Origin of the sequence: Floccifex porci (assembly GCF_009696175.1) — a bacterium.
Taxonomy (GTDB): Bacteria; Bacillota_I; Bacilli_A; order Erysipelotrichales; family Erysipelotrichaceae; genus Floccifex; species Floccifex porci.
Genome location: NZ_VUMM01000016.1, coordinates 1 through 22,609, shown reverse-complemented (window position 1 = coordinate 22,609; position 22,609 = coordinate 1). Strand labels below are relative to the sequence as shown.

Annotated in this window: 31 protein-coding genes and 1 tRNA gene; 25 read left to right on the top strand and 7 right to left on the bottom strand. The window is 29.7% G+C overall.

Going from position 1 to position 22,609, the window contains the following annotated elements; all coding sequences use genetic code 11:
- Positions 1–152 precede the first annotated feature (152 nt).
- Both FYJ50_RS07715 and FYJ50_RS07710 read right to left on the bottom strand, forming a co-directional pair.
- The gene (locus FYJ50_RS07715; protein WP_154460734.1) at positions 153–533 is read right to left on the bottom strand and encodes a hypothetical protein; all 381 of its coding nucleotides are present in this window, start codon (positions 531–533) and stop codon (positions 153–155) included.
- Positions 534–989: 456 nt separating this feature from the next.
- Entirely contained in the window at positions 990–1,163 is a 174-nt protein-coding gene (locus tag FYJ50_RS07710) for a hypothetical protein (protein WP_154460733.1), read from the bottom strand.
- A 293-nt stretch (positions 1,164–1,456) separates the two neighbouring features.
- Here FYJ50_RS07710 and FYJ50_RS07705 point away from each other — a divergent pair, with 293 nt between their 5' ends.
- Entirely contained in the window at positions 1,457–1,831 is a 375-nt protein-coding gene (locus tag FYJ50_RS07705; RefSeq protein ID WP_154459659.1) for a BlaI/MecI/CopY family transcriptional regulator, read from the top strand.
- A gap of 88 nt (positions 1,832–1,919) precedes the next feature.
- On the opposite strand, the gene FYJ50_RS07700 is transcribed toward FYJ50_RS07705, so the two are convergent.
- Positions 1,920–2,108 (bottom strand): hypothetical protein, encoded by a 189-nt coding sequence (locus FYJ50_RS07700; RefSeq protein ID WP_154460732.1) that lies wholly within the window; start codon positions 2,106–2,108, stop codon positions 1,920–1,922.
- Positions 2,109–2,607: 499 nt separating this feature from the next.
- Between FYJ50_RS07700 and FYJ50_RS07695 the strand changes: the two genes are divergently transcribed.
- From FYJ50_RS07695 to FYJ50_RS07650, 10 genes are all read left to right on the top strand, one after another.
- Positions 2,608–2,820 (top strand): hypothetical protein, encoded by a 213-nt coding sequence (locus FYJ50_RS07695; protein WP_154460730.1) that lies wholly within the window; start codon positions 2,608–2,610, stop codon positions 2,818–2,820.
- Positions 2,807–3,583, top strand: a complete 777-nt coding sequence (locus FYJ50_RS07690; RefSeq protein ID WP_154460728.1) for a hypothetical protein — start codon at positions 2,807–2,809, stop codon at positions 3,581–3,583. The genes FYJ50_RS07695 and FYJ50_RS07690 overlap by 14 nt, the downstream gene beginning before the upstream one ends.
- A gap of 45 nt (positions 3,584–3,628) precedes the next feature.
- Entirely contained in the window at positions 3,629–3,823 is a 195-nt protein-coding gene (locus FYJ50_RS07685) for a hypothetical protein (RefSeq protein ID WP_154460726.1), read from the top strand.
- Between the two features lie 6 nt (positions 3,824–3,829).
- The gene (locus tag FYJ50_RS07680) at positions 3,830–4,171 is read left to right on the top strand and encodes a YjcQ family protein (protein ID WP_154460724.1); all 342 of its coding nucleotides are present in this window, start codon (positions 3,830–3,832) and stop codon (positions 4,169–4,171) included.
- 388 nt (positions 4,172–4,559) lie between these two features.
- On the top strand, positions 4,560–4,700 hold the full coding sequence (locus FYJ50_RS07675) for a hypothetical protein (RefSeq protein ID WP_154460722.1): 141 nt from the start codon (positions 4,560–4,562) through the stop codon (positions 4,698–4,700).
- Between the two features lie 101 nt (positions 4,701–4,801).
- The gene (locus FYJ50_RS07670) at positions 4,802–4,978 is read left to right on the top strand and encodes a hypothetical protein (protein WP_154460720.1); all 177 of its coding nucleotides are present in this window, start codon (positions 4,802–4,804) and stop codon (positions 4,976–4,978) included.
- Positions 4,979–5,472: 494 nt separating this feature from the next.
- Positions 5,473–6,711: a hypothetical protein gene (locus FYJ50_RS07665; RefSeq protein WP_205946477.1), complete on the top strand. Its 1,239-nt coding sequence runs from the start codon at positions 5,473–5,475 to the stop codon at positions 6,709–6,711.
- Positions 6,689–6,997: a hypothetical protein gene (locus tag FYJ50_RS07660; RefSeq protein WP_154460716.1), complete on the top strand. Its 309-nt coding sequence runs from the start codon at positions 6,689–6,691 to the stop codon at positions 6,995–6,997. The genes FYJ50_RS07665 and FYJ50_RS07660 overlap by 23 nt, the downstream gene beginning before the upstream one ends.
- 7 nt (positions 6,998–7,004) lie before the next feature.
- Positions 7,005–7,346: a YjcQ family protein gene (locus FYJ50_RS07655; RefSeq protein WP_154460714.1), complete on the top strand. Its 342-nt coding sequence runs from the start codon at positions 7,005–7,007 to the stop codon at positions 7,344–7,346.
- A 17-nt stretch (positions 7,347–7,363) separates the two neighbouring features.
- Positions 7,364–7,438 (top strand) — tRNA-His (locus FYJ50_RS07650).
- A 259-nt stretch (positions 7,439–7,697) separates the two neighbouring features.
- On the opposite strand, the gene FYJ50_RS07645 is transcribed toward FYJ50_RS07650, so the two are convergent.
- Entirely contained in the window at positions 7,698–8,513 is an 816-nt protein-coding gene (locus tag FYJ50_RS07645; RefSeq protein WP_154460712.1) for an Abi family protein, read from the bottom strand.
- A gap of 17 nt (positions 8,514–8,530) precedes the next feature.
- Here FYJ50_RS07645 and FYJ50_RS07640 point away from each other — a divergent pair, with 17 nt between their 5' ends.
- On the top strand, positions 8,531–9,028 hold the full coding sequence (locus tag FYJ50_RS07640; RefSeq protein WP_154460710.1) for a hypothetical protein: 498 nt from the start codon (positions 8,531–8,533) through the stop codon (positions 9,026–9,028).
- A 78-nt stretch (positions 9,029–9,106) separates the two neighbouring features.
- On the opposite strand, the gene FYJ50_RS07635 is transcribed toward FYJ50_RS07640, so the two are convergent.
- Complete coding sequence (locus FYJ50_RS07635; protein WP_154460708.1) at positions 9,107–9,478, bottom strand: GNAT family N-acetyltransferase; 372 nt, start codon at positions 9,476–9,478, stop codon at positions 9,107–9,109.
- 573 nt (positions 9,479–10,051) lie between these two features.
- Between FYJ50_RS07635 and FYJ50_RS07630 the strand changes: the two genes are divergently transcribed.
- From FYJ50_RS07630 to FYJ50_RS07580, 11 genes are all read left to right on the top strand, one after another.
- Complete coding sequence (locus FYJ50_RS07630; RefSeq protein ID WP_154460706.1) at positions 10,052–10,762, top strand: GntR family transcriptional regulator; 711 nt, start codon at positions 10,052–10,054, stop codon at positions 10,760–10,762.
- 9 nt (positions 10,763–10,771) lie between these two features.
- Positions 10,772–11,515 carry a GntR family transcriptional regulator gene (locus FYJ50_RS07625; RefSeq protein WP_154460704.1) on the top strand — a complete coding sequence of 248 codons (744 nt, stop codon included), beginning with the start codon at positions 10,772–10,774 and terminating at the stop codon, positions 11,513–11,515.
- Between the two features lie 95 nt (positions 11,516–11,610).
- Entirely contained in the window at positions 11,611–12,699 is a 1,089-nt protein-coding gene (locus FYJ50_RS07620; protein ID WP_154460702.1) for an SIS domain-containing protein, read from the top strand.
- Positions 12,692–13,543, top strand: coding sequence for a PfkB family carbohydrate kinase (locus tag FYJ50_RS07615; protein ID WP_154460700.1), 852 nt, complete (start codon positions 12,692–12,694; stop codon positions 13,541–13,543). The genes FYJ50_RS07620 and FYJ50_RS07615 overlap by 8 nt, the downstream gene beginning before the upstream one ends.
- A gap of 142 nt (positions 13,544–13,685) precedes the next feature.
- Positions 13,686–14,717, top strand: coding sequence for an SIS domain-containing protein (locus tag FYJ50_RS07610; protein WP_154460698.1), 1,032 nt, complete (start codon positions 13,686–13,688; stop codon positions 14,715–14,717).
- A gap of 130 nt (positions 14,718–14,847) precedes the next feature.
- A complete protein-coding gene (locus FYJ50_RS07605; RefSeq protein ID WP_154460696.1) occupies positions 14,848–15,273 on the top strand; it encodes a PTS sugar transporter subunit IIA in 426 nt (141 codons plus the stop codon).
- Positions 15,274–15,288: 15 nt separating this feature from the next.
- Positions 15,289–15,759, top strand: coding sequence for a PTS sugar transporter subunit IIB (locus FYJ50_RS07600; protein WP_154460694.1), 471 nt, complete (start codon positions 15,289–15,291; stop codon positions 15,757–15,759).
- A gap of 15 nt (positions 15,760–15,774) precedes the next feature.
- Entirely contained in the window at positions 15,775–16,572 is a 798-nt protein-coding gene (locus FYJ50_RS07595; RefSeq protein ID WP_154460692.1) for a PTS mannose/fructose/sorbose/N-acetylgalactosamine transporter subunit IIC, read from the top strand.
- The gene (locus tag FYJ50_RS07590; RefSeq protein WP_154460690.1) at positions 16,562–17,392 is read left to right on the top strand and encodes a PTS system mannose/fructose/sorbose family transporter subunit IID; all 831 of its coding nucleotides are present in this window, start codon (positions 16,562–16,564) and stop codon (positions 17,390–17,392) included. The genes FYJ50_RS07595 and FYJ50_RS07590 overlap by 11 nt, the downstream gene beginning before the upstream one ends.
- On the top strand, positions 17,392–18,060 hold the full coding sequence (locus FYJ50_RS07585) for an HAD family hydrolase (RefSeq protein WP_154460688.1): 669 nt from the start codon (positions 17,392–17,394) through the stop codon (positions 18,058–18,060). Before FYJ50_RS07590 ends, FYJ50_RS07585 begins: the two co-directional genes overlap by 1 nt.
- A 32-nt stretch (positions 18,061–18,092) precedes the next feature.
- On the top strand, positions 18,093–19,433 hold the full coding sequence (locus tag FYJ50_RS07580; protein ID WP_154460686.1) for an MATE family efflux transporter: 1,341 nt from the start codon (positions 18,093–18,095) through the stop codon (positions 19,431–19,433).
- Between the two features lie 24 nt (positions 19,434–19,457).
- Here the strand turns inward: FYJ50_RS07580 and FYJ50_RS07575 are convergent, their stop codons facing one another.
- Both FYJ50_RS07575 and FYJ50_RS07570 read right to left on the bottom strand, forming a co-directional pair.
- On the bottom strand, positions 19,458–19,649 hold the full coding sequence (locus FYJ50_RS07575) for a hypothetical protein (RefSeq protein WP_154460684.1): 192 nt from the start codon (positions 19,647–19,649) through the stop codon (positions 19,458–19,460).
- Positions 19,650–19,688: 39 nt separating this feature from the next.
- Entirely contained in the window at positions 19,689–20,348 is a 660-nt protein-coding gene (locus FYJ50_RS07570; protein WP_154460682.1) for a GNAT family N-acetyltransferase, read from the bottom strand.
- Positions 20,349–20,382: 34 nt separating this feature from the next.
- Between FYJ50_RS07570 and FYJ50_RS07565 the strand changes: the two genes are divergently transcribed.
- Both FYJ50_RS07565 and FYJ50_RS07560 read left to right on the top strand, forming a co-directional pair.
- Complete coding sequence (locus FYJ50_RS07565; protein ID WP_154460680.1) at positions 20,383–20,946, top strand: carbonic anhydrase; 564 nt, start codon at positions 20,383–20,385, stop codon at positions 20,944–20,946.
- Between the two features lie 292 nt (positions 20,947–21,238).
- A complete protein-coding gene (locus FYJ50_RS07560; protein WP_154460678.1) occupies positions 21,239–22,480 on the top strand; it encodes a saccharopine dehydrogenase family protein in 1,242 nt (413 codons plus the stop codon).
- Positions 22,481–22,609 lie beyond the last annotated feature (129 nt).

The window sequence follows — 22,609 nt, the reverse complement described above, 5'->3', positions numbered from 1 at the left end:
TTTGACACTTACAGAAATTCTGACCTTAAGAAAAGGAGATAGACTTGGCCCGGTCAATCCCCTAGAATATTTTCTAAGATAGTTTTAAGCTGTTAAGAAATTTAAAAAATCACTTAAACAATTTGTTTAACAAGGTCTAGGATAATCAAAAATCAGCTATTCGTTACAGCCTCATTTATCCTTTTGTCAATCATTTTTTTAATCTTATTTGCTTCTTTATTATCTTCACGATATATATCTGTGTTAAAAATAGTTTTTCTATCTGAAATAAATGCAGCTTTTACAGATCCGTCTTTTAATTCAAATTTAAGACCAACATAAAATTGAGGCTCCATTATTGCACATAGAACAGCAGTACCATACATAATTTGATGTGTAAAAGGTTTTTTCTCATTTTTGAAAGTAGCTTGTTGATTTAGTATAGACACTTTTTTTATGTCAGCATAATCTATAGAACATTGATTTCCAATTAAAATAGATATTTTCTTATTATTATCATCAAATTCTACACATTTAAATTTGTTTTTAGTCATATTATATACCTCCTAAATATTAATTTTAATATAGATTAGAAATGGAGTTTCAAATGCAGTATTCAATATTATTTTAACATAATACATTATCCGTAATTAGCTGAATTACTTAGAAACTAAACAGTTTTTTTAATAATATCGAGTACCGATACACGATGCAGAGCTTGATAGAAAAAATCTGAGAAATCGACAGACTGGTAAAGAAGGCACGGAAACTAAGAGGATACCAAGCAAAAAAGAGTGAATATGAAGAATAAGCAAAATATATAAGTATAAAGGCTGAAAATGATGGATGTAAAGAATTTAGTATATATCATAATCTGTGGAGGATAGATAAAAAACTGAAATTCCAACCAAAATAATTATTTGTCTATGTTAAGCAAATAAATGATGCACATACGCCGTTTTTTTCAATAAGTTAGCATATTATTTAAATATTCAACTTATTTAGCCAGATTACATGCTTCTTTTTATTGTGTCTATAATTTGTTGTGCTTCCTGTTTTTCTTCAAAATAAGAACCACGTTCAAACTGAACCGGATGATCGGATATATACAAAGCTAAATGAGAACCATCTTTCATTTCAAATTGAATTCCAAAATAAAATTTTGGAAGATCTAACCAGCCCATTTGAACTTTACCATCCAATACCAGATGTTTAAAAGGATCGGTTTTTCCTTTATAACGAGCATCTTCACAATATCAGAGATAGGATAAACTCCTTTTGTTCCTTCTTATATCATGAAATTATTATTATCAATCATAATATGTTTCAAATCTTTATTGCTCATATTTCCTTTCTTAAATTTAGATAACGCTATCTTTAATTTCATTATATATCAATTGTAAAAAATCACAAGAGTTAATAAATCACCTTGTAAAGAAATATTTTCTTTGTTACAATTTTTAAGGAGAAAAATACAATGGAATATATACAGTTAACAAAAAGAGAAAATCAGGTTATGGATATTTTATGGAAAGAAAATCATGAGATGTCAGCAAATGAAATAGCACAAACTACAGAAGGATTAAGTATTTATACAGTTTCACAGGTTCTTCAGCATTTATTATCCATTGGATATGTTAAAGTATCAGGAATTGGGAAAAATAAAAAATCAATTGCTCGTTTATACAGTCCATGTATTTCTGAATCTGAATACATATCTTCTTTTATTAAGAAAGAAACATTTGAAGAACTAACACTTCATTTTATTCAAAATAACGATGACTTAGAATCTATTATAAAACTGGAAAAATTAATTGAACAAAAGAAAAAGGAATTGAATCAGAAAGTATGAATATAAGTATTTCTTCTTTATTTATTACTTTGTGTGTTTCTTTATTATTTATTCTATTTTTCAGTATGATATTAACACACAAGAAAAGTTATCGTTTATTTCGAGCCGATCTGTTATTCATACTGGCAATTGTGATCTGTTTAAGAATGATTTTTCCAGTTGAATTTCCATTCACAAAAACAATTCCTTTACCAGTCATTATGAATCCAATAATGGATTTTTTAAATTTTGAATTGTTTTCACAACAATTTAAAGTGGTGTATGTTTTATCATTCATATGGATAATTGGAATTGTGATAGGATGTATAAAATGGGCTGGAAATATCATTTCTACAAAAATATAAAGAATAAAGTATTATGATTTTTATCATAAGAGTTCAGGTTATTATAGGCTTGTTTCAGTTTAATTTTTTTGACTAACATTTGATTAATTCTCCATACCGTTTCAATCGTATGTAGTACTTTTTAGGCACTGTTGGTGGTGTCAATATCCTTTAAAATAGAGGGAATTACGAGAGTTATGTGCTTTAATCGCGCTCTCCTCACCTCCACCAAGTGAAAATAATTGGCTAATATTAGCCAATTTTTTTATGTTTAAATGAGAAATTCAGAAAAAATTGCGAATTTTTTTGAGGATTGCAAGAAATATTAAAAGGAAAGAACACAGAGTCATCATTTGAAGATGTCTCTTTTCTTTCAGGAAAAATTGGAAGATATGCAGAGAAATGCTTGTTAAAGTACATCAATAAAGAAACGATGCCAGATGGAAAACTATATTGGAACGTTTTATCAAGAACAGTTATTCCAATCGTGAAGGAAGCCCAAAACTAATCAATGATTTGGCCATTACTGTTCAATTAATTCAAGATAATAAACAAAATATTGGAATCAGTCCCATAAGAACAAAATTCAATCAGGAAAGGATTGAATCAATCATTAATAAATTAATGGTGCTTCAAGATGAGGTTATAGAAAATGAACAGGGATGAATTTTGGGATCAAGTCGATGAAGTAATGAAACGTTCCATAGAAAATTCAACAAGAAGTATTTTTGATGAATATATCAAACAGAATGCAGCTAATAGAGCATCTGTTGGAATTACTGCCAAGATTGTTAGGAAAATACATTCAGAAACATGTGAATGGTGCAGATCATTAGCTGGTGTATATATTTATGGACAAGAACCGCATGAAGTATATCAGAGACATGATAACTGTGATTGTACTGTTGAATATTATTGTGAAAAAGGTAGACAAAATGTTTGGGAAAGTGATACTGTTTGCATAGAAGAGAATGAGTACAAGAAAAAAGAAAGAATAGCTTTTATAATGGCAGAAGGAATAGACAAAAAAGTTTATTATAAAAGAATTAATGATAATTTTTTTGAAGGAAAGTATAATCTAAATAACAAAAATCAAAGAAACAAATTAATTCAACAGATTGATAAAAATTTTGATTCATTTCCAAATAGAGATATCAAAATTATTAAAGAAAGTAGTAATTTTGTAATAAATCCAAATAAAATAGTAAATTATTTATTGAAACCTAGTTCTGATCATTTTCGTGATTTCGTAAGAGTAGGATACAAACCAAATGATTATTCTTCTTTGTTTAACGATATTGCCATGGGATTTGATATAAACAAATCTAAAGATTCAGGAGTATATAAAATTATAATTACTATGGAATTAGGAGTTACGAAAAAGGAGATTTTTGCACTATATGGAAAAAAGATTCAAATGGAATATTGATGTTTGTTACGGCTTATATTAAAAATAGATAGGAGTGATTAAATTATGAAGTTTGAATTGTGTGATAAAGTATTGATAAAAAAGCTAAATGTTATTGGCACTGTTATTGATGTTGATGAAGAATCTGATAATTTGATAGTTGAAGACTGTAGTTATTATCATGAAAATGAATTAATACCTTATCCTTTGTATGATTGTAAGTCATCTGATTTAGAAATGATAAGAAAAGCTAATAAGTAATACATAATGGCAAAAGATGATTATTATGTAATTATATATAAAATATTGGCTTATCTTTATATGCAATTAAAAAATGGAGAAAATACAAATCCTGATTTTATAAAAAATGATGGTTTTCTGTTCAAGATAAATGAAAGATACTGGAATTATATAATCGTTCATCTGTTAAAAGATGGATATATAGAAGGAGTAAACGTTACTAAAGCATTTGGTAATGAAGTTATTATTTCAGATATAGAAAACTGTCAGATTACACCAAAAGGAATTGATTATTTATGTAATAATTCTTTGTTTGAAAAAACAAAATGCTTTTTAAAAGAAACTAAAGATATAACACCATTCGTTTAGAATGGTTTCAGACTGTTGACAATGTCAATAGTATTTAACAAAAAAATAAATTTAATAAAAAAATAGGAAAAAAATAAATTATCTGCTTCATTTTCAGAAAAAGAATTAAATATTATAAAGAAATCAAAAATTAAATTTGGAATCCATAATCATCCAACAAATTTGCCACCATCATGAGCAGATTTTGTTGCTTGTGGTGCAAGAAATTATAGTTTTGGAATTATAATTACACATGACGGTAAAATATATAAGTATTCATCTGGGAAAATACTTTTTAAATCATATCAATTAGATTTATACGTTGAAGAATATAAATAATGGATATAATTACGATGATTCTTATTTTTTTGTCATATAAAGAAATGCAAAGAAAGGGGTATGAAATAAAATGCGAATTAATAGAATAAGATTTTATATCGATATTCCTATCACTCATCCTGAATGGGATTTAGAGAAAATTGAAAAAGAAATAAAAAAAGCAGATGAAGAATCAAAAAAATTAACATGTTGGGAAGATCCTGATATTTAGAATGAATAATGCAAAAAGATGATTATATGGTATGATTAAGATACATAACAATCAATTAAATGATGAAAAATTAGTTAAATTAATTATTGAGGTATTAAAATATGATGAATATCGTTAGCAGAGAAGAAGTAGAAATGTCAGATATTTTAATAGAATGGATTTACTTTGATAAACAAGATGGAAAACCATATTTAAAGAAGGATACACCTAAGGAAATTATTGACATGTATAATTATTATAAAAAACAATATTTAAAAAAAATGATATTTGAATATTAATGAAGTATTATGATACTTTATTTTTAAAAGAAATTAAAGATATAACACCATTCGTTTAGAATGGTTTTTTTGTATGGTGTGTATACCCAAGTGGTCAAGGGAGATGAATGGATTATTTTGGATTTGTTAAGGAATGCACCCATGTCTACTTCAAGTGTAGCTATTGCAACAGGATTTGGAAAAACAAAGTCTTTAGAAATATTGAATAAATTGGTAGATAATGGACATTTACAGAAAATAGGTAGCGGGCGAGTAACGAAATATACTTTAATTTAAAAACAATACTTAAACTGACGAATTTTTGACAAACGTATATAGTGGTAATTCATGATAAGTGTATAAAAAAAGGTTAAAAAGTGGCATAAATAGATGAAAATAAGTGGAAAGAATTCATTAAATGGTTTTATGCCTGCTTTCCTCACCTCCACCAATAGTATATAATTGGCCAATATTAGCCAATTTTTTTATGTTTAAATTGTGAATTTTTTTGAGGGTTGCAAGAAATATTAAAAGGAAAGAACACAGAGTCATCATTTGAAGATGTCTCTTTTCTTTTGGGAAGAATTGGAAGATATGCAGAGAAATGCTTGTTAAAGTACATCAATAAAGAAACGATGCCAGATGGAAAACTATATTGGAACGTTTTATCAAGAACAGTTATTCCAATCGTGAAGGAAGCCCATAAACTAATCAATGATTTGGTCATTACTGTTCAATTAATTCAAGACTATAAACAAAATATTGGAATAAGCCCCATAAGAACAAAATTCAATCAGGAAAGGATTGAATCAATCATTAATAAATTAATGGTGCTTCAAGATGAGGTTATGAAAATAAACAGGGATGAATTATGGAATCAAGTCGATGAAGTAATGAAACGTTCCATAGAAAATTCAACAAGAAGTATTTTTGATGAATATATCAAACAGAATGCAGCTAATAGAGCATCTGTTAGAATTGCTGCCAAGATTGTAAGGAAAATACATTCAGAAACATGTGAATGGTGCAGATCATTAGCTGGTGTATATATTTATGGACAAGAACCGCATGAAGTATATCAGAGACATGATAATTGTGATTGCACTGTTGAATATTTTTGTGAAAAAGGTAGACAAAATATTTGGGAAAGCAATAATTCATGGTTAGAAGAGAATGAATATGAGAAAAAAGAACGAATTACTGTAATTATAAGTAAAGGTAAAACAGTAGATGATTATAATAAAAAATTAAAAAGAATAAACATTGATAAATTGTATGAAAATGAATTAACAAATGATAAAATAAAATTAGAAAAAGATATTAAGTTATCTACAAACAATTTGTTTAACAGTCATGATCCATCTGGAATATATGATATGGCAAAAAAAGTAGTTCCTTTAGATGGATATGATGATGTTTTCATACATGGAGATGAATTTGGCTTTGCTGTAATTGATGCAAATGGAAAACAAATCAGTTATACAATAAGAGAGATTGCAGAAATTTTAAATAAATATGGTAAATTTGAAAATGATAGCATAAGATTATGCTCATGCAGAACTGGTGCTAATAGTGGAGCAGCTGCACAGGGAATAGCAAACTTAACAGGTAAAAATGTTCTGGCGCCAACAAAAGATTTGTGGATAAAGCAAGAAGATGATAAAGGAATATGCGAAAAGGAAATAAAACATATGGTGAATGGAAATTGTTTATTCCAAAGAGGTGATTTATATGAAATCAATATTATACTGTAACAAATGGATCAGTGAAGAAGAATTCAGAGAAAATACGGATAAGTATATTACGATCAATCCAATAGAAAATAAAGAAAAGATACTAGAACATTTAAAACAGACAGAAAAAGGTCCTATGTGTTCTAAACCGGTTAAAGATCCTTTCACGAAAAAAATAATTTATCCTTACACATGTAAATATGAAGAAGGAGAATATGGATGGTATAATTTGTATATTTATTTATTTGAAAAATATAATTTAAGATTAGATGATAATTTTATAAAAAATGTATTAGACAATAAATAGAGTAATAATGGCAAAAGATGATTATTATGTAATTGTATATAAAATATTGGCTTATCTTTATATGCAATTAAAAAATGGAGAAAATATAAATCCTGATTTTATAAAAAATGATGGTTTTCTGTTCAAGATAAATGAAAGATACTGGAATTATATAATCGTTCATCTGTTAAAAGATAGATATATTGAAGGAGTAAACGTTACTAAAGTATTTGGTAATGAAGTTATTATTTCGGATATAGAAAACTGTCAGATTACACCAAAAGGAATTGATTATTTATGTAATAATTCCTTGTTTGAAAAAGCAAAATGCTTTTTAAAAGAAATTAAAGATATAACACCATTCGTTTAGAATGGTTTTTTTGTATGGTGTGTATACCCAAGTGGTCAAGGGAACGGATTGTGGCTCCGTTATCATGGGTTTGAATCCCATTACGCACCCCAATGTAGTATATACAAGTATTAACTTGTTTATATAGGAGGGTGGCAACCCGTCTTTAGAAGTTAGCACCATTTTTTTACTTCTAAAGTCAGGTTATATGTTTAAAACTATATTCTGTCGATTGATTATATATGATTAAAAAGTGCGTTTTTTAAATAAAGTTAAATAAAATTATAAAAAAATTTAATTTTTGTTTAAAAATGTTCAATTTTAATGTAATATAGAATCATAAATTGACCCTAGGTCGGAAGAAAGCTCGCATCATTCGGTGTGAGCTTTTTCGTTTGAAAGGTAATTTATCATCGATTCAAATGTTCTTGTACTTTTTCTGTCTCTTAAAGTTTTATACTTTGGATTGAAAAATCTTTTTAATACTTCCAAGCTATTGCAATGCATTACACAGTTTCTTACAGACACCAACGTAAAAACTTTTGAAGCAAAATCAGGTGTTTTATCAACATTAAAATGAATATTTATCGATTTACAACTATCGAATATTTTATCTTGTGTCTTATAGTCTAATCCATTAAATAACGTAAGCGATTCTCCTAACGACAAATTATCAAAGAAACAGTAAACATCATGATATTTTTCTATATTGTTTTCTAATTTCGAAATACTTTCATTCATGTGTTCTAATCTTTTTTCAGAATAATTATTAGATTGAGAAATTCTAAGACGTATCGACTCCAAAAAATTCATAAGATCAGAATCACAATTAATGTCTGTACTATTTAAAATTGCATAAGACAATATTGATCTAAATCTTGTTTCAAAATAAATAACATTAGCAGAAATTGTAGGATACTTTTTTCTTTCGTTGACATATAAGTCATAATATTCTTTGAAATCAACATCACGTTCATAAATGTGTCTTCCTGTTTCATCTTTTACAACTTTACCTTTATCTTTTTTTGCAAATCTATGCTTATAAGGGGTGATAACATTTATGTATCCATACTTAAATAGTATTTCTTCTGCTTCTTTCTTAGATATTTCGTTAAATACTACACGTTTATTCGATTCTAAGTATTCAACTTGTTCTTTAACTGTTTTTGAAGGTTTATATGTATGCATGATATTTCATCCTCTCTATGTTAAAATTCTTGAATGAACTGGAAAATCTTCCTGAAGTAGTGAATAAATTTATGGAAACGATAAAGGTTTTGTTTAAGAAAAAAATTATAAATAAAGTAATCAAAGAAACATTAAAACAAATTGGTCAATCTTTTCTTTCTTTTCCAGACCAGATAAATCAAAAAGAATTTAAAAAATTATTAAAAGACATACAATCTATGAATATAAATCAGAAAATTCAATATTTAAAAAAAGAAACAATCAATGTATACGATATACTGGATTTACTGGATCATAATATATTCTATGAAGATGAATATTTATGTTATTTTAATGCTTTAAAAACATTGCATACACCTGATAGTTCTTTTCATATAAAAATCACATTAGAAGATATATATGAATATTTAGATACAACCATTGATTGGCAAAAGGAAATGATTCAATATTTAAAGAATTGTTCAAGTGATAGAAAAAAAGAAATAGAGAAATATATAAATCAGATTCAAATATAATCATTCATGAGATTATGAATCTAAATTCATTATAAATCGGATTCAAACCAAATTGTTTTTCTGTAAAAAAAGTAAAACCTAATTTTTTTGAAGGAAGATAGAATGATTATTCTCCGTTTCCAATTGTCCAAAAGGAATTTTATTTTTAAATAGAAGGTGATTGACAAGAAACATTTCTAATTCGGTTCCATATCCATTTCCTTTATATTCTTCTAATATATACAATAAACCTATACTTCCTTCTAAATGTAGGCCAATAAGGCCAACAAGGATATTCTTTTTATAGCCTATATATAGATGATTCATAGATATTATTTTTTGAATTTCTGACTCTTCTAAAAGATTATAATGATACAGAATAAAAGAAAGATCCTTTATGCTGGCAATACGAATATTTAATTCAGATTGATATTCAAAGGGTTCTTTTTTAGATAGGCAATCGAATAACATTACAGAAAACAAGTATAGTTCTTTAAATTAAGTGGAGTATAAAGAGCTAAAAGCCTTATTTCTTTATGAGCTTGGATCCAATTCTTTAAAATATTTTTATTCTCATGAATACCAAAAAATGGAGCTGACTGTATCTTGAATTAGAAGTCCTTTGAAATCCTGTTCAATAATTTTATAAGTGTTTCTATAATGTTTGCATATAAAGTGGGATTTGATAATCGAATCATAAAAATATTGTAGTATAAAAGTCAGGGTATGAATAATTTTAATGCAATTCAGTCAATATAAAAAATGAAATAGGAGTATTAGACATATATAAATCAAATTTATTCATACAGTTTTAGTGTGATAATGATTGAGTTTTCTTAATATTAGCCGAAATTTAAGTAAAATTAAAAGGATTTAAATTAAAACTTTACTGAGGTATTAATATTGGACATTATCCCTTCCTCATAATTCGAACAATATTTATGAATAAATGCATTTTATGAAAGATTCATTGTAATTTTTATCACAAAAAATTAAAAAATTGGTATAATAGACATAATAAATGGAATATATAAGAGGAACTATATGAAATTGATGACACTTGATCTGATTGTAAGTGAAGAAGTGAAATACATGATAGAATCTGGACTGTTAAAACCAGGAGATAAAATACCGAGTGAAAGAGATTTGTCTGAGAAATACAATGTTCAAAGATTAACGGTACGTTCTGGTTTACAGATTCTAGAAGACGCTGGCGTTATTTATTCAAAACCTCGTAGTGGATATTACGTGGCCAATCCACCTATAAAAAAAATTGCGGATGATATAGTATCAACGACTTCTGAAATTCAATCAACAAATAATGAATTTGAGACAAAGATTATTAAGTTTACAGAAAAAGAAATTGATAAATATCTTTATACGGAAATGAAACTTCCTTTAGGAACAAGACTATATGAATTAAAACGACTGCGTATTTTAAATGGAGAACCTATTAGTATGGATTATTCTTTTATTCCTAAATACGTAACCCCGGGACTTGAGAAATTTAATTTTGAAAATGAATCGTTATATGCGGTATTAGAAAGAGAATATAATGTTCATTTAAAACGAAGTGAACAGAATATTGTTGTGATTAAGGCAGAAGAAAATTATTGTTACGACTTGAATTTAACACCACAAGATTATGTTGTATTACAAAGTGGTATTGTCTATGACCAGAATGGACAATTGGTTGAATTTTCAGAAACATATTCTAAAGTTGGATATTTTGAATATGTGACAAAGAGTAAATAGGAGAGAAATATGGAGTATAAAATTCCTTTATACATTCAATTAAAACAATTGATATTAGAACGTATTGCCGATGGAGAATATTTGCCAGGGGAGAAGATTCCCAGTGAAAGAGAAATGGCTGCTACTTATAAAATCAATCGTATGACTGTAAAAAATGCAGTGAATTCACTAGTAGAAGATGGAATCTTATATAAAGAAAAAAATGTTGGGGTTTTTGTCTGTAAGAAGAAAGCTAATCGGCTTTACACATTCCGAAATAAAGAAAAAGAAGGAGAAGTAGAATCCAGCTTTAGTGCAAAAATTCAATTAAGTGGGCAATCTATAGAAAGTGAAGTTCTTGAAAAAGGAATGGTCAACAACCGGAAATATGTTGAATATAAATTGGGGTTAGACGAGGGAGAATCGGCGTATGCCCTTCACAGATTAAGAAAAGTAAATCGTGAAACTATTTCATTAGAATACTGTTATGTTCCTGCAAAGTTTTTCCCTGATATAGATGATCATAATTTCGAAAAAGCAAGTTTATATGCTTATATGGAAAAACAGAATCATCTGCCAATTGTATTTGAACAGAAAATGATTGTGGAAAAAGCGAGAAGACCTTTTATGAAACCGATGGGATTAAAAGAAGACGATTATGTATATGCACTTGAATTTATAGGAAAAGATGCACAAGGAAATATTGTGGAATATACACAATCGTATTTAAAATGTGATTATTCTATTTATCAATTTTTAATTGAATCAAAGTGACGTATTATATGCGTCATTTTTTATTGTTTTCTTTTGCTTTAATTGGTATATTTAATATGAAATGTGGAATATATTAAACCAAAAGGAGAAATGAAATGAAAGAAACAATGTTGGATTATATTCAAAAAACACCCGAAATGATTCGTAAAAATGTTCAGAACAATAAAGAATTGACAAGAACACTGGTTGAAGAATATCTAAAAGAAGATTTTGATTCAATTGTATTGATTGCTTGTGGATCAAGCTACAATTCATGTATGAGTGCACGACCTTTTATGGAGAAAATACTAAAGAAAAATGTAAAAGTATTGGCTCCTTATACATATGAAAATTATGAAAATCAATTTTTTGGAAATCCATTTGTTGTTGTTGTATCACAAAGTGGATGTTCCACAAATTCCATTCGTGCTTTACAGAAATTAAAAGAAGATGGGCATAGAGCTATAGGAATCACTTCCAATGTGAACAGTGATTTTGGAGATGGAATCTGTGATGTTGTGATAGATTATGGAATAGGAATTGAAACCGTTGGATATGTGACAATGGGAATGGTAGGATTAACTTTATTTTTCATGTTATTCAGTTTAAATGCAGCTAAACTGGAAGATGATGTTTATTCTTATTATATAAAAGAATTAAATAAAGTTGCGGATGCGCATGAATGTATGCAGAAAAAAGCTGTGGATTTTTATCAGAAGAACCGAAAATATCTTTTATCTATGAACAATTGTTATATGGTTGGTATGGGACCTAACTTTGGAACAGCATTAGAAGGGGCTTTAAAATTTGGAGAAACCATTCAGATTGTTTCTGTAGCCTATGAACTGGAAGAATTTTTACATGGTCCTAATTTTCAGATTACACCAAATTATACTTTGTTCTTTATTGATAATAATGATGCGTGTTCAGATCATATTGTAGATATATACAATGCATATGCTACAGTAAGTGATCGCTGTTTTATCATTACCGATTCAAAACGTGTAAATACAGACAAAGTTTTATCTATGAATATAGATATAGATGCTTCTGTTTCTACTTTATATAATGTTGTATTGTTTGAATATATTGCTTATCAGGTGACAACAGATTTAAATAAATGGCAATATCATCCATTAACAAAAGATATTGAAGAAGCCATTAAAATTAAATCCGAAAAATATAAGGAAGGCTCAGATGATTAAAGTACTTGGATATGGAGACAATGTCTTTGATGATTATTTTCAGCAGAAGGTTATGTATCCTGGAGGGAATGCATTAAATTTCAGTGTGTATACACATGAACTGGGAGCAAATAGTGCATATTTGGGAAATATTGCCTATGATGAATTAGGCGCTTATATCATTTCTGTCTGTAAACAGATGAACATTGATATTTCAAAATGCAATCTGGTATCCAATCATTCCACACAAATCTGCAGAATATTACTGAATGGAAACGATCGTATTTTCTGTGAAGATAAAAAAGTAAACAATCAGGTTCCTTTTATTCAGTATGAAATTTCTTTAAAAGAATATATGTCTTCCTTTGATCTTATCCATATGGGTTGTTACTGTAAAGTGGAAAAAGATATTCCAATGTTTCAGTTTAAAGATACACTGATCAGTTATGATTTCAGTAATGAAACGGAAAATTTAGAAAAGACATTTTATGAAAATATATGTCCGTATTTAGATTTTGCTTCTTTTTCCAGTGATTATGATGAAGAAACAACCAAAAGAATTATGGAGTCTATGTTTCAATGTGGCTGTAAAAATGTTTTAGCCACTCGATCAACAAAAGGACAGATTTTTTATAATGGAAGTTATTATTATGGAAGCTGTAAACAAGTGAATGCGATAGATACCTGCGGGGCTGGAGATAGTTTTATCAGTGCATTTCTGATTTCGATTTTAGAAAGTGGATTTAAGAAAGGTGATATATTAAAAGAAGCACAGATTGTACAGGCTTTAGAAAAAGCACGTGATTTTAGTGCAGAAAACTGCATGCGAAGTGGTTCCTTTGGAATGGGGAAGAAATATGATTAGCAATAAAATTTGCTAATCTTTTTTTTATTTTGCTTGCATTTATAAATTAATGTGGTATATTAAATACATAAAGTGGTACAGAGGATAAACCACATATTATATCCATATTTCACATTTCAAAAAAGAAAAAGGAGGGCATAAGATGTCTGTAACAGAAAAGGTAGAATTATACAAATTTGATGAAGAGAAATATTTAAAAGAAGGAGATGCAATTATTGCACAAAGAAAAGAAGTTGAGGAAATTGCAGATCAGGTATTTGAAAAAGGATTTACAAATGTTTTCTTATTAGGAATTGGTGGAACAGAATTTGAATTTGCGCAATTTGATTATTTGTTAAATAAATATTCAACATTGGAAGTATATGCAATCAATGCAGCCGATGCCAATACAGTACATCCAACTAAATTGACAAAAGATTCGTTGGTTATTACTTCCAGTGCTTCTGGTACAACAGTTGAAATTGTAGAAGCGTTAACTTGGATCAAAGAAATTGGGGCAACTGTTGTTGGATTCACTAAAAAAGATTGTCCAGTTGGAAAATTATGCTCAATTGTGATTGAAGCAAAAGTTACAACAGGTCAATGTGAATATGCTTATGTTTTACAGTCTTATTTACTATACAGTATCCTGAATAAACGCAATGAATTCCCTGAATATGAACGTTTTGCAGATCAGATTAAGAATATTTTCAAGAATTTAGTGGACATTCGTAAAGTATTTGAACCAAAAGCGGATGAAATCGCAAAACAGTTGTACAATAAACCATATACAATCTTTACTGGATCTGGTGCATTATGGGGTGAAACTTTACTGTTCTCAATGTGTATCTTAGAAGAAATGCAATGGGTACGTACACGTCCTGTTACAAGTTCACAATTCTTCCATGGAACATTGGAACTGGTTGAAAAAGATGTTCCTGTATTTATCGTTAAAGGAGAAGATGAATATCGTAAACAGGATAATCGTGTTGAAGACTTCTGTAAGAAAATCAATGCAGAATATGTTGTTCTGGATACAAAGGAATATGCTTTGGATGTGGATGATAAGTTCAGACCATTTGTTGTCCCTTGGATCGTTACAGCTTTACTAACAGAGAGATTGGCAGCTCATTATGAATTGTATACAAGACATAATTTAGCTTATCGTCGTTACTATCATCAGTTTGATTATTAATCAAGAGGTCCTGAATTAAGGACCTTCTTTTTTTAAAAAAATTATGAAAGGGCTTGCATAAAAATTATAATGTGGTATATTAAAATAGAAATATGGAATATAATATAAACCACTAGAGAGGATATGGGGAATGAGAAGATTTATTGTTGCAACTCATGCATATATGTCCAAAGGAATTGTAAGCAGTCTTGAATTGATTATGGGACCTCAAGAAAACTTAAAATACTTTTGTGCATATGTGGAAGAAAACAAACCGTATCAGATTGAATTGTTAAAAGAATTAGATTCTTATGATCCTGAAGATGAAATTGTGATTTTTACGGATTTATTTGGTGGAAGCGTAAACAATGAAATAACAAAATTGATTCATGAAAGAAAAAATATTCATTTAATTGCTGGAACCAATTTAATACTTCTGATGAGCATGGTTTTATCGGATCTGGAAAGTCCAATTGAAGATGTGATTCGATTCAATATTGAACAGGCAAAAGAAGGAATCGTTTATTGTAATGATGCATTGAATGAAGATGCAGAAGTTGAGCTGGATGAATTTTAGATTGGAGAGAAAAACATGATTAAAGCATTAAGAGTGGATCATCGATTATTACATGGTCAGGTTGCATTCTCCTGGACACAGGCAATTGGAGCTGATTGTATCTTATTATGCAGTGATAGCTTAGTTAATGATACATTACGCCTTCAGACAATAAAACTGGCTAAACCTTCAGGAATTAAGGTGGTCGCAAAAAGTGTAGAAGGAAGCTTGAAAGCTATAAAATCGGGACAGACAGATAAATATAAATTGTTTATCATTTGTGAAGATATTCAAAGTGCAGCGAAAGTAGCTAGAGAGTTAAAAATCAAAGCCATTAATTTAGGAGGAACGTATCCTACTAAAGATAAAACAGAAATTTCAAAATCTGTATTTGTCAATGATGCAGATGTAGCTTTATTAAAAGAACTGGTAAATGAAGGAATTCATGTGTTCTGTCAACAAGTACCTGCTAATTCTGCAGAAGATATTAAAACATTAATTAAATAGAAAGGAAAACAGTCTATGGTATTACAAACCATTTTAATCACATTAGTCGCCATTTTAGGTAAATGTGAATTTTTATTAGGAACATCCCTGATTCAAAGACCTATTATTATGGGTGCTTTAACAGGACTTGTAATGGGAGATTTACAGGCTGGTGTTATCATGGGAGCTACATTAGAACTTGCGTTTGTTGGAGCTGTCAGCATCGGTGCTTATATACCTCCTGATATGTTATCTGGAACGATCTTAGGAGTTGCTTTTGCGATTAAAGCCGGAATGGGAGCTGAAGCAGCTTTAACATTAGGAATGCCAATTGCAACGATTATGCTGGCATTAAATACAATTATTGGATCCCCTGTCATGTTATTCTTTACACATTTGGCAGATAAACATGTAGCACAAGGAAATGAAAAAATGTTCTCCTTTGATGTTATTGGTGGTGGATTGATTGCTGCTATGGTGACTTTACCAATCATTCCATTAGCATTCTACTTAGGAAGCGATGCTGTAACTGCTGTATTGGGAGGATTACCTGAATTTATTCAGACAGGTATGAATATTGCCTGTGGTATGATTCCTGCACTAGGGTTTGCGATGTTAGCGCAAATGATCATGAATAAAAAAGTAGCTCCATATTTCTTTATTGGATACTTTATGGTGGCTTACTTAGGAGAATATGGAATTGGAACAACAGCGGTTGCTTTACTGGCTTGTTTAATTGCAGCCATTCAAATGTTTAAATCCGATAAACCAGTGGCTGTTGAAAAACCAGTGGATAATGATGCAGAAGATGGAGGGATTCTAGATGAGTTCTAAAAATGATGGATACAATGGTATCGTAACGAAAAAAGATCTTCAAAGAATATTTGTAAGATCCATTCCAACGGAATTGTCCTGGAACTACGAACGTCAGATGAATATGGCTTATGCCTGGTCATTGCTTCCTGTATTAAGAAAAATCTATCCAGATAAAGAAGAAAGAACAAAAGTCTTACAAAGACATCTGGAATTCTATAATACAACACCTTATATCATTACCCTTCCATTAGGTATTACAACCGCTATGGAAGAACAAAGAGCAAAAGACATCGATAACTTTGATGAAACAAGTATTACAAACGTTAAAGTTGCGATGATGGGTCCTTTAGCTGGTATAGGAGATTCCATTTTCTGGGGAACATTGCGTATTATCGCAACAGGTATTGGAACTTCTCTTGCATTGACAGGAAATCCTTTGGGACCAATTCTATACTGGCTGATTTATAACGTACCAGGATTGATCATTCGTTATCAGTTGACTTTCTTAGGTTATAAATTAGGATCGGATGTCATTGTAAAAGCCAATGAATCAGGTATGATGGATAAATTTACCAATGCTGCTGCCGTTGTCGGACTTATGGTAGCGGGCGCTATGACAGCTGGAAATGTATTCGTAACCATTCCATTATCCTTTGGTGCAGAAGGAATGGAAACTTCTATTCAATCTATATTCGATGGTATTGTTCCAGGTATTCTACCGTTGTGTGTATTTGGAATTACTTGGTGGATGCTTAAAAAGAAAATTTCACCAATCGCAATCATGTTTATTTTAATGGCGGTAGGAATCGCTGGAGCCTTCTTCGGAGTTCTGGCATAATGATCAAAGCTGTAATATTTGATATGGATGGTGTGATTATAGATTCTGAGCCAATCTATTTAGATCTGGCCATTCAGTTTTTAAAAAAATATTTAAAGCAGGATTACGACCAGGAAAAATTTGATAAAACGATTTGTACAGCTGTTGGAAAAAGTGATCATAAATTATTTGAAATTGTTTCCGAATTTCTATCCGATGAGTATACATGGGAAGAAGTTCATGAAAAAAGTCAGAAAGAATGGAGAACGTTTACTTTAAATTATAAAACGATATTAAAACCACATCTGATCAATGTATTAAAAGATTTAAAATCACAAAATTTGAAACTTGCGATTGCTTCTTCATCTCCATATGACAATATTATGCAGGTTGTAAAAGAATGTGAAATTCAGGATTATTTTGAATATATGACCAGTGGAGAAGATTTTAAAGAAAGTAAACCCAATCCAGAAATATATGATCATACGATTAAAAAATTAGGTCTGAAACCAGATGAAGTGATTGCGATAGAAGATTCTACATATGGAATTGAAGCAGCCCTGCAAAGTGGATGTACATGCATCGCTTTAGAAGATACACGATTTGGCTTTGATCAGTCCAAAGCACATTATCTGGTAAAAGATTTATTTCAGGCAAATAAAATCATAAATAAAGTAAAGTCCCAATAAATTGGGACTTTTTCTATATAAAAGGGAGGATTATGAAGGACAAAACATTTATAAAATATTTTATTGGGTTAGCCATACCCGTTGTTATACAACAATTACTTGTAAACTTATTAGCAATAACCGACACAATTATGGTTGGAGCTATATCTGAAAATGCAATTAGTGCCACTACGGTTGCCAATAAATTCTTTTTGATTTATAATCTGGCAATTTTTGGATTGACCAATGGAATTGGTTTATTCATCAGTCAGTTTTTTGGAGCATGCGATAAAGAAAACTGCAATAAAACACTTCGTTTTGGATTGTTATGTGTGATTGGATTATCTATAATTGGAACAGGAATTTTAATTCTATTTCCAAATTTTGTGATCGAAATTTTTGTAAAAGATGAAGACATTATTCAATTGGCACTTCAATATAATAATATTGTTCGTTTTTCTTATTTACCATATGGAATCGCTCAAATGATGGGAATTGCCAATCGCTCAAAAGGAAATACATTGTTTCCCTTGTATACAGGATTTGTTTCATTTGTTTCGAATATTTTCTTGAATTATATATTAATTTTTGGAAAACTAGGATGCCCAGAGTTAGGAATTCAGGGAGCTGCTTTAGCAACTTCATTATCAAGATTCATTGAAATGGCTATTTTATTATTGGCATCTTTTAAAAAGGAAGACTATTATTGTTTCTTTAATAGATACGGAACGCTTTCAAAAGAAAATCGTAAAGAAATATTAAGTAAGACCATTCCATTAATATTTAATGAAACCATCTGGTCTTTGAGCTTAAGTCTGATATTCATGAATTATTGTTATGTATCGGAACAATATGTACCATCTTTAACCGTTGTAGATCAGGTAGGTTCTTTATCGTATGTTGTATTTGCAGGATTTTCTTCTGCAGTTGGAGTTGTAATTGGAAATACACTTGGATCCAATCAACTGGAAGAAGCAAAGAAACTGGCAAAATTAATGATAAAAATCGGATTGATGATCAATATTATTATGGCGGTTCTGGTATCCTTATTCAGCCATGTAATACCGAAAGCTTATTTTTTAACCAAAGAGTCTACAACACTTGCAACGCAATTAATATTGATAAAATGTGCCGTTATGTGGACACAAGGCTATTCAGAAACGATATATTATATTTTAAGAGCAGGTGGAGATACCAAATCTGTATTCTTCATTGATGGTTTCTTTATGACTTGTGGTCCATTATTGATGTCGACCATTTTTTCAAGACTGATTCCCCTGGATCTGCTATATGTATTTACGATAACAGAAGGAATTTGTGTTTTAAAGATTTTTGTTTCAACCTTTTTCTATAAAAAAGGAACATGGATCAAAAATTTAACGGTGGAAATATAAAAGGAGGGTATTTTAAACCCCCTTTTATTCATCCGTTCGAATCGACAATTGAAGATAGGAACCAATTAGAAGTAAAATAGTAACAAGAATTAAGCCAATGGCCCATCCTTTCTTTCCACTCATCCAGAATGAAAAAGAAACATAGAGTAAGGCAAAGGCAATAAAAAAGGTAAAAACAAGCAAACAAGCTTTCGATAAAAGATTATCTTTTTTCATTTATCCTACTTTCTACTTCATCTCCACATCTATAATATACTATAAATCGGATTCATACCAATACTGTTTTTTATCTGTAAAAGTAAAACCTAATTTTTTTTGAAGAGAGATAGAAATAGTATTTGTTGTTTCCACTTGTCCAAAAGGGATTTTATTTTCAAATAGAAGACGATTGACAAGAAACATTTCTAATTCAATTCCATATCCATTTCCTCTATATTCTTTTAATATGTACAATAAACCCATACTTCCTTCTAAATGCAGGCCAATAAAGCCTACAGGAATATTGTCTTTATAGCCTATAAAAAGATGATTCATAGATATAATTTTTCGTATCTCCCATTCTTCTAAAAGAGTATAATGATTTAAAATAAAAGAAAGATCCTTAATGCAGGCAATACGGATATTTAATTCAGATTTATAATTAAAAGGTTCTTTTTTTAGATAAGCAATTGGATAACATTCCAGAAAACAAGTATATCCCTTCAAAAGAAGTGGCTTATAAAGAACTAAAAGTTTTATTTCTTTATGAGAATGGATCCAATTCTTTAATATATCTTCATTTTCATGAATACCAAAATAAATGGTACTGACTGTATCCTGAATTAGAAGTCCTTTTAAATCGTTTTCAATAATTTTAAAAGTGTTTCTATCTATTATTTCTAAAATTCCTGCATATAAAGTGGGATTTGATTTCATAAAAGTATTATATTATAAAAAAAGGAGTTATGGTATGAATTATTTAAGTGCAGATCAGGTAATTGAAAAATTAAAAGAAGGAAATCAGAAATATATAAATCAAATGTGTACCATAGGAGATACATCCATTCAAAAAAGAGTTCAGACCTATATAAAAGGACAGCATCCTTATGCGATTATTGTGACTTGTTCGGATTCTCGAGTGATTCCAGAAAGCATTTTTAATGCCGGAATAGGGGATTTATTTGTGATACGTTTAGCGGGAAATGTAATTGACGATCATCAGTTAGGAAGCATTGAATATGCAGCAGGACATTTGGATTGTCATCTGATTGTTGTATTAGGACATACTCATTGTGGAGCAGTAGATGCAGCTATGAATGGGAATCCAGATGGATATATAAAATTTATTACCGATGAAATTAAAAAAGCCATTGGGAATGAATCCGATGAAAAGAAGGCTTGTATTAAAAATGTGATTTATTGTGTAAAAGAAATTGAACAAAGTTTAGAAATCCAACATTATGAATGTGATCAGGGATTGAAAGTTATACCGGCTTTATATGATATTGAAACGGGAATGGTTGAATTTTTGTGATTTTTGATTGTATTCTGGTAAAGAATCTGTTTTAATTTTTATAGAAAAAGTGAATTGGATGAAGCTGATTCTAGACATCTTTTTAGAGGCCGAAGCGGCAAACTTTTTTGGATACATCCCCAAAACTTGTGAAACTAGCAGGCAAAAGGAAGATCAGCAGACAACTCTTTGGAGAGATCTCTTAAGCGAGGCGCCTACGTGGATATAACCAACTGGCAAAGGAACAGAGAAGAAAGATGGATTTTTTCCTCTTTTTTCTCTTTTTTATTTGGATGTTCAGGAGGTAAAGAAAATGAGAATGATGTTAGTAGGTACTGGAGCGGTTGGTCAGTGCATTGTTGAATTGTTGTTAAAAAGAGATCCGGAAAAAGAATGGTTTACGTATTGTTTATTAAGTGATGTAAATGTAAATCATGCAAAAGATGTATGGAAAACAATTAATGATGCTCGGTTACAGTTTGGATATGTAGATGCCACACAGAAAGAAATGGTAAAAGAAGAAATACAGAAACATCATATTGATTTTGTGATGGATGCTTCCAGTCCATTCTGTGCCAATGTGATTTTTGATGCGGCGTATGAATGTCATTGTGATTATGCAAATATGGGAACTTTCTCTATCCCAAAAGAAAAACCGGAATATGGAATGGGCATTGAAAACAGTTATGAACTTGTTATGACTAAATATAATTTTGATGCAGATGAAAAATGGAAACAACAAGGGAACTGTGCTTTGATTTGTTTAGGAATCGATCCAGGAACGGTTAATGTTTTTGCTAAATATTTATGTGAATATGAATTTGATACAGTTGAAGAGCTTCATGTAAAAGATGGAAACAATTTAAAAATTAAGGGACATGAAGATGAACTTATATTTGGATTTAATGTTTGGACTGTATTGGATGAAGTGATGAATCCAAATGTTGAATATGATAAAAGTAAAGGTGGATTTATTGTAGATAAACCATTTTCAGGAAAAGAAACTTTTGATATGCCTGAAATTGGAATGAATACACTGGTAAAAGTGGAACATGAAGAAGTGGTAACTATGGTCAAATATTTATCTGAATATGGATTAAAAAAATGTTCTTTTAAAATTTCTTTAGATGAAGATTTGATCAATGCATTACAAGTATTGGATAAACTTCATTTAAATAAGATTCAGCCTGTTCAAGTAAAAGGAGTCCAAGTGATACCAAGAGATGTGATTGCTTCCTGTGCCTGTCAGCCAGATACCATTAAAGATGAAATGGAAGGAAGCATGTGTGTTGGTGTTCTGGCAAAAGGAATAAAGAATGGAAAAGAAAAACAATGCATGATGTATCAATGTTTTTCAAATGAAGAAGCCATGAATCAGTTTGGTTTGCAGGCGGTTGTGGCACAAACTGGATTTTCAGCAGCGTTAGCAATTGAATTGTACGCAAAAGGAATTTATCGAAAACCTGGAGTGAATTCACTGGAAGCTTTTGATCCCATTCCTTTTTTAAAGTTGATGGAAGAAACAAATTTTATATATAAAATTAAACAATATTAAAAGGGATTTTAAATAATCCTGTGGATGAGCTCTAAACGATTTGTGGGTAGGCTTTAACAAATTGTGTTGATAGCTTTAAATAATTGTGTGGATGAGCTTTAAAATATAGTGTGATATTGTGATAAGAAA

Excerpts from the sequence above, each read along its gene's own strand:
- FYJ50_RS07655 (WP_154460714.1), top strand. The coding sequence starts at position 7,005 with ATGGCAAAAGATGATTATTATGTAATTGTATATAAAATATTGGCTTAT.
- FYJ50_RS07565 (WP_154460680.1), top strand. The coding sequence starts at position 20,383 with ATGAATTATTTAAGTGCAGATCAGGTAATTGAAAAATTAAAAGAAGGA.
- FYJ50_RS07610 (WP_154460698.1), top strand. The coding sequence starts at position 13,686 with ATGTCTGTAACAGAAAAGGTAGAATTATACAAATTTGATGAAGAGAAA.
- FYJ50_RS07595 (WP_154460692.1), top strand. The coding sequence starts at position 15,775 with ATGGTATTACAAACCATTTTAATCACATTAGTCGCCATTTTAGGTAAA.
- FYJ50_RS07585 (WP_154460688.1), top strand. The coding sequence starts at position 17,392 with ATGATCAAAGCTGTAATATTTGATATGGATGGTGTGATTATAGATTCT.
- FYJ50_RS07715 (WP_154460734.1), bottom strand. The coding sequence starts at position 533 with ATGACTAAAAACAAATTTAAATGTGTAGAATTTGATGATAATAATAAG.
- FYJ50_RS07700 (WP_154460732.1), bottom strand. The coding sequence starts at position 2,108 with ATGAATGATAAAACATACACCACTTTAAATTGTTGTGAAAACAATTCA.
- FYJ50_RS07690 (WP_154460728.1), top strand. The coding sequence starts at position 2,807 with ATGAACAGGGATGAATTTTGGGATCAAGTCGATGAAGTAATGAAACGT.
- FYJ50_RS07670 (WP_154460720.1), top strand. The coding sequence starts at position 4,802 with ATGATGAATATCGTTAGCAGAGAAGAAGTAGAAATGTCAGATATTTTA.
- FYJ50_RS07705 (WP_154459659.1), top strand. The coding sequence starts at position 1,457 with ATGGAATATATACAGTTAACAAAAAGAGAAAATCAGGTTATGGATATT.
- FYJ50_RS07605 (WP_154460696.1), top strand. The coding sequence starts at position 14,848 with ATGAGAAGATTTATTGTTGCAACTCATGCATATATGTCCAAAGGAATT.
- FYJ50_RS07575 (WP_154460684.1), bottom strand. The coding sequence starts at position 19,649 with ATGAAAAAAGATAATCTTTTATCGAAAGCTTGTTTGCTTGTTTTTACC.
- FYJ50_RS07600 (WP_154460694.1), top strand. The coding sequence starts at position 15,289 with ATGATTAAAGCATTAAGAGTGGATCATCGATTATTACATGGTCAGGTT.
- FYJ50_RS07560 (WP_154460678.1), top strand. The coding sequence starts at position 21,239 with ATGAGAATGATGTTAGTAGGTACTGGAGCGGTTGGTCAGTGCATTGTT.
- FYJ50_RS07685 (WP_154460726.1), top strand. The coding sequence starts at position 3,629 with ATGAAGTTTGAATTGTGTGATAAAGTATTGATAAAAAAGCTAAATGTT.
- FYJ50_RS07625 (WP_154460704.1), top strand. The coding sequence starts at position 10,772 with ATGGAGTATAAAATTCCTTTATACATTCAATTAAAACAATTGATATTA.
- FYJ50_RS07640 (WP_154460710.1), top strand. The coding sequence starts at position 8,531 with ATGTTAAAATTCTTGAATGAACTGGAAAATCTTCCTGAAGTAGTGAAT.
- FYJ50_RS07590 (WP_154460690.1), top strand. The coding sequence starts at position 16,562 with ATGAGTTCTAAAAATGATGGATACAATGGTATCGTAACGAAAAAAGAT.
- FYJ50_RS07570 (WP_154460682.1), bottom strand. The coding sequence starts at position 20,348 with ATGAAATCAAATCCCACTTTATATGCAGGAATTTTAGAAATAATAGAT.
- FYJ50_RS07645 (WP_154460712.1), bottom strand. The coding sequence starts at position 8,513 with ATGCATACATATAAACCTTCAAAAACAGTTAAAGAACAAGTTGAATAC.
- FYJ50_RS07615 (WP_154460700.1), top strand. The coding sequence starts at position 12,692 with ATGATTAAAGTACTTGGATATGGAGACAATGTCTTTGATGATTATTTT.
- FYJ50_RS07675 (WP_154460722.1), top strand. The coding sequence starts at position 4,560 with ATGCGAATTAATAGAATAAGATTTTATATCGATATTCCTATCACTCAT.
- FYJ50_RS07710 (WP_154460733.1), bottom strand. The coding sequence starts at position 1,163 with ATGGGCTGGTTAGATCTTCCAAAATTTTATTTTGGAATTCAATTTGAA.
- FYJ50_RS07635 (WP_154460708.1), bottom strand. The coding sequence starts at position 9,478 with ATGTTATTCGATTGCCTATCTAAAAAAGAACCCTTTGAATATCAATCT.
- FYJ50_RS07620 (WP_154460702.1), top strand. The coding sequence starts at position 11,611 with ATGAAAGAAACAATGTTGGATTATATTCAAAAAACACCCGAAATGATT.
- FYJ50_RS07580 (WP_154460686.1), top strand. The coding sequence starts at position 18,093 with ATGAAGGACAAAACATTTATAAAATATTTTATTGGGTTAGCCATACCC.
- FYJ50_RS07630 (WP_154460706.1), top strand. The coding sequence starts at position 10,052 with ATGAAATTGATGACACTTGATCTGATTGTAAGTGAAGAAGTGAAATAC.
- FYJ50_RS07680 (WP_154460724.1), top strand. The coding sequence starts at position 3,830 with ATGGCAAAAGATGATTATTATGTAATTATATATAAAATATTGGCTTAT.
- FYJ50_RS07660 (WP_154460716.1), top strand. The coding sequence starts at position 6,689 with ATGAAATCAATATTATACTGTAACAAATGGATCAGTGAAGAAGAATTC.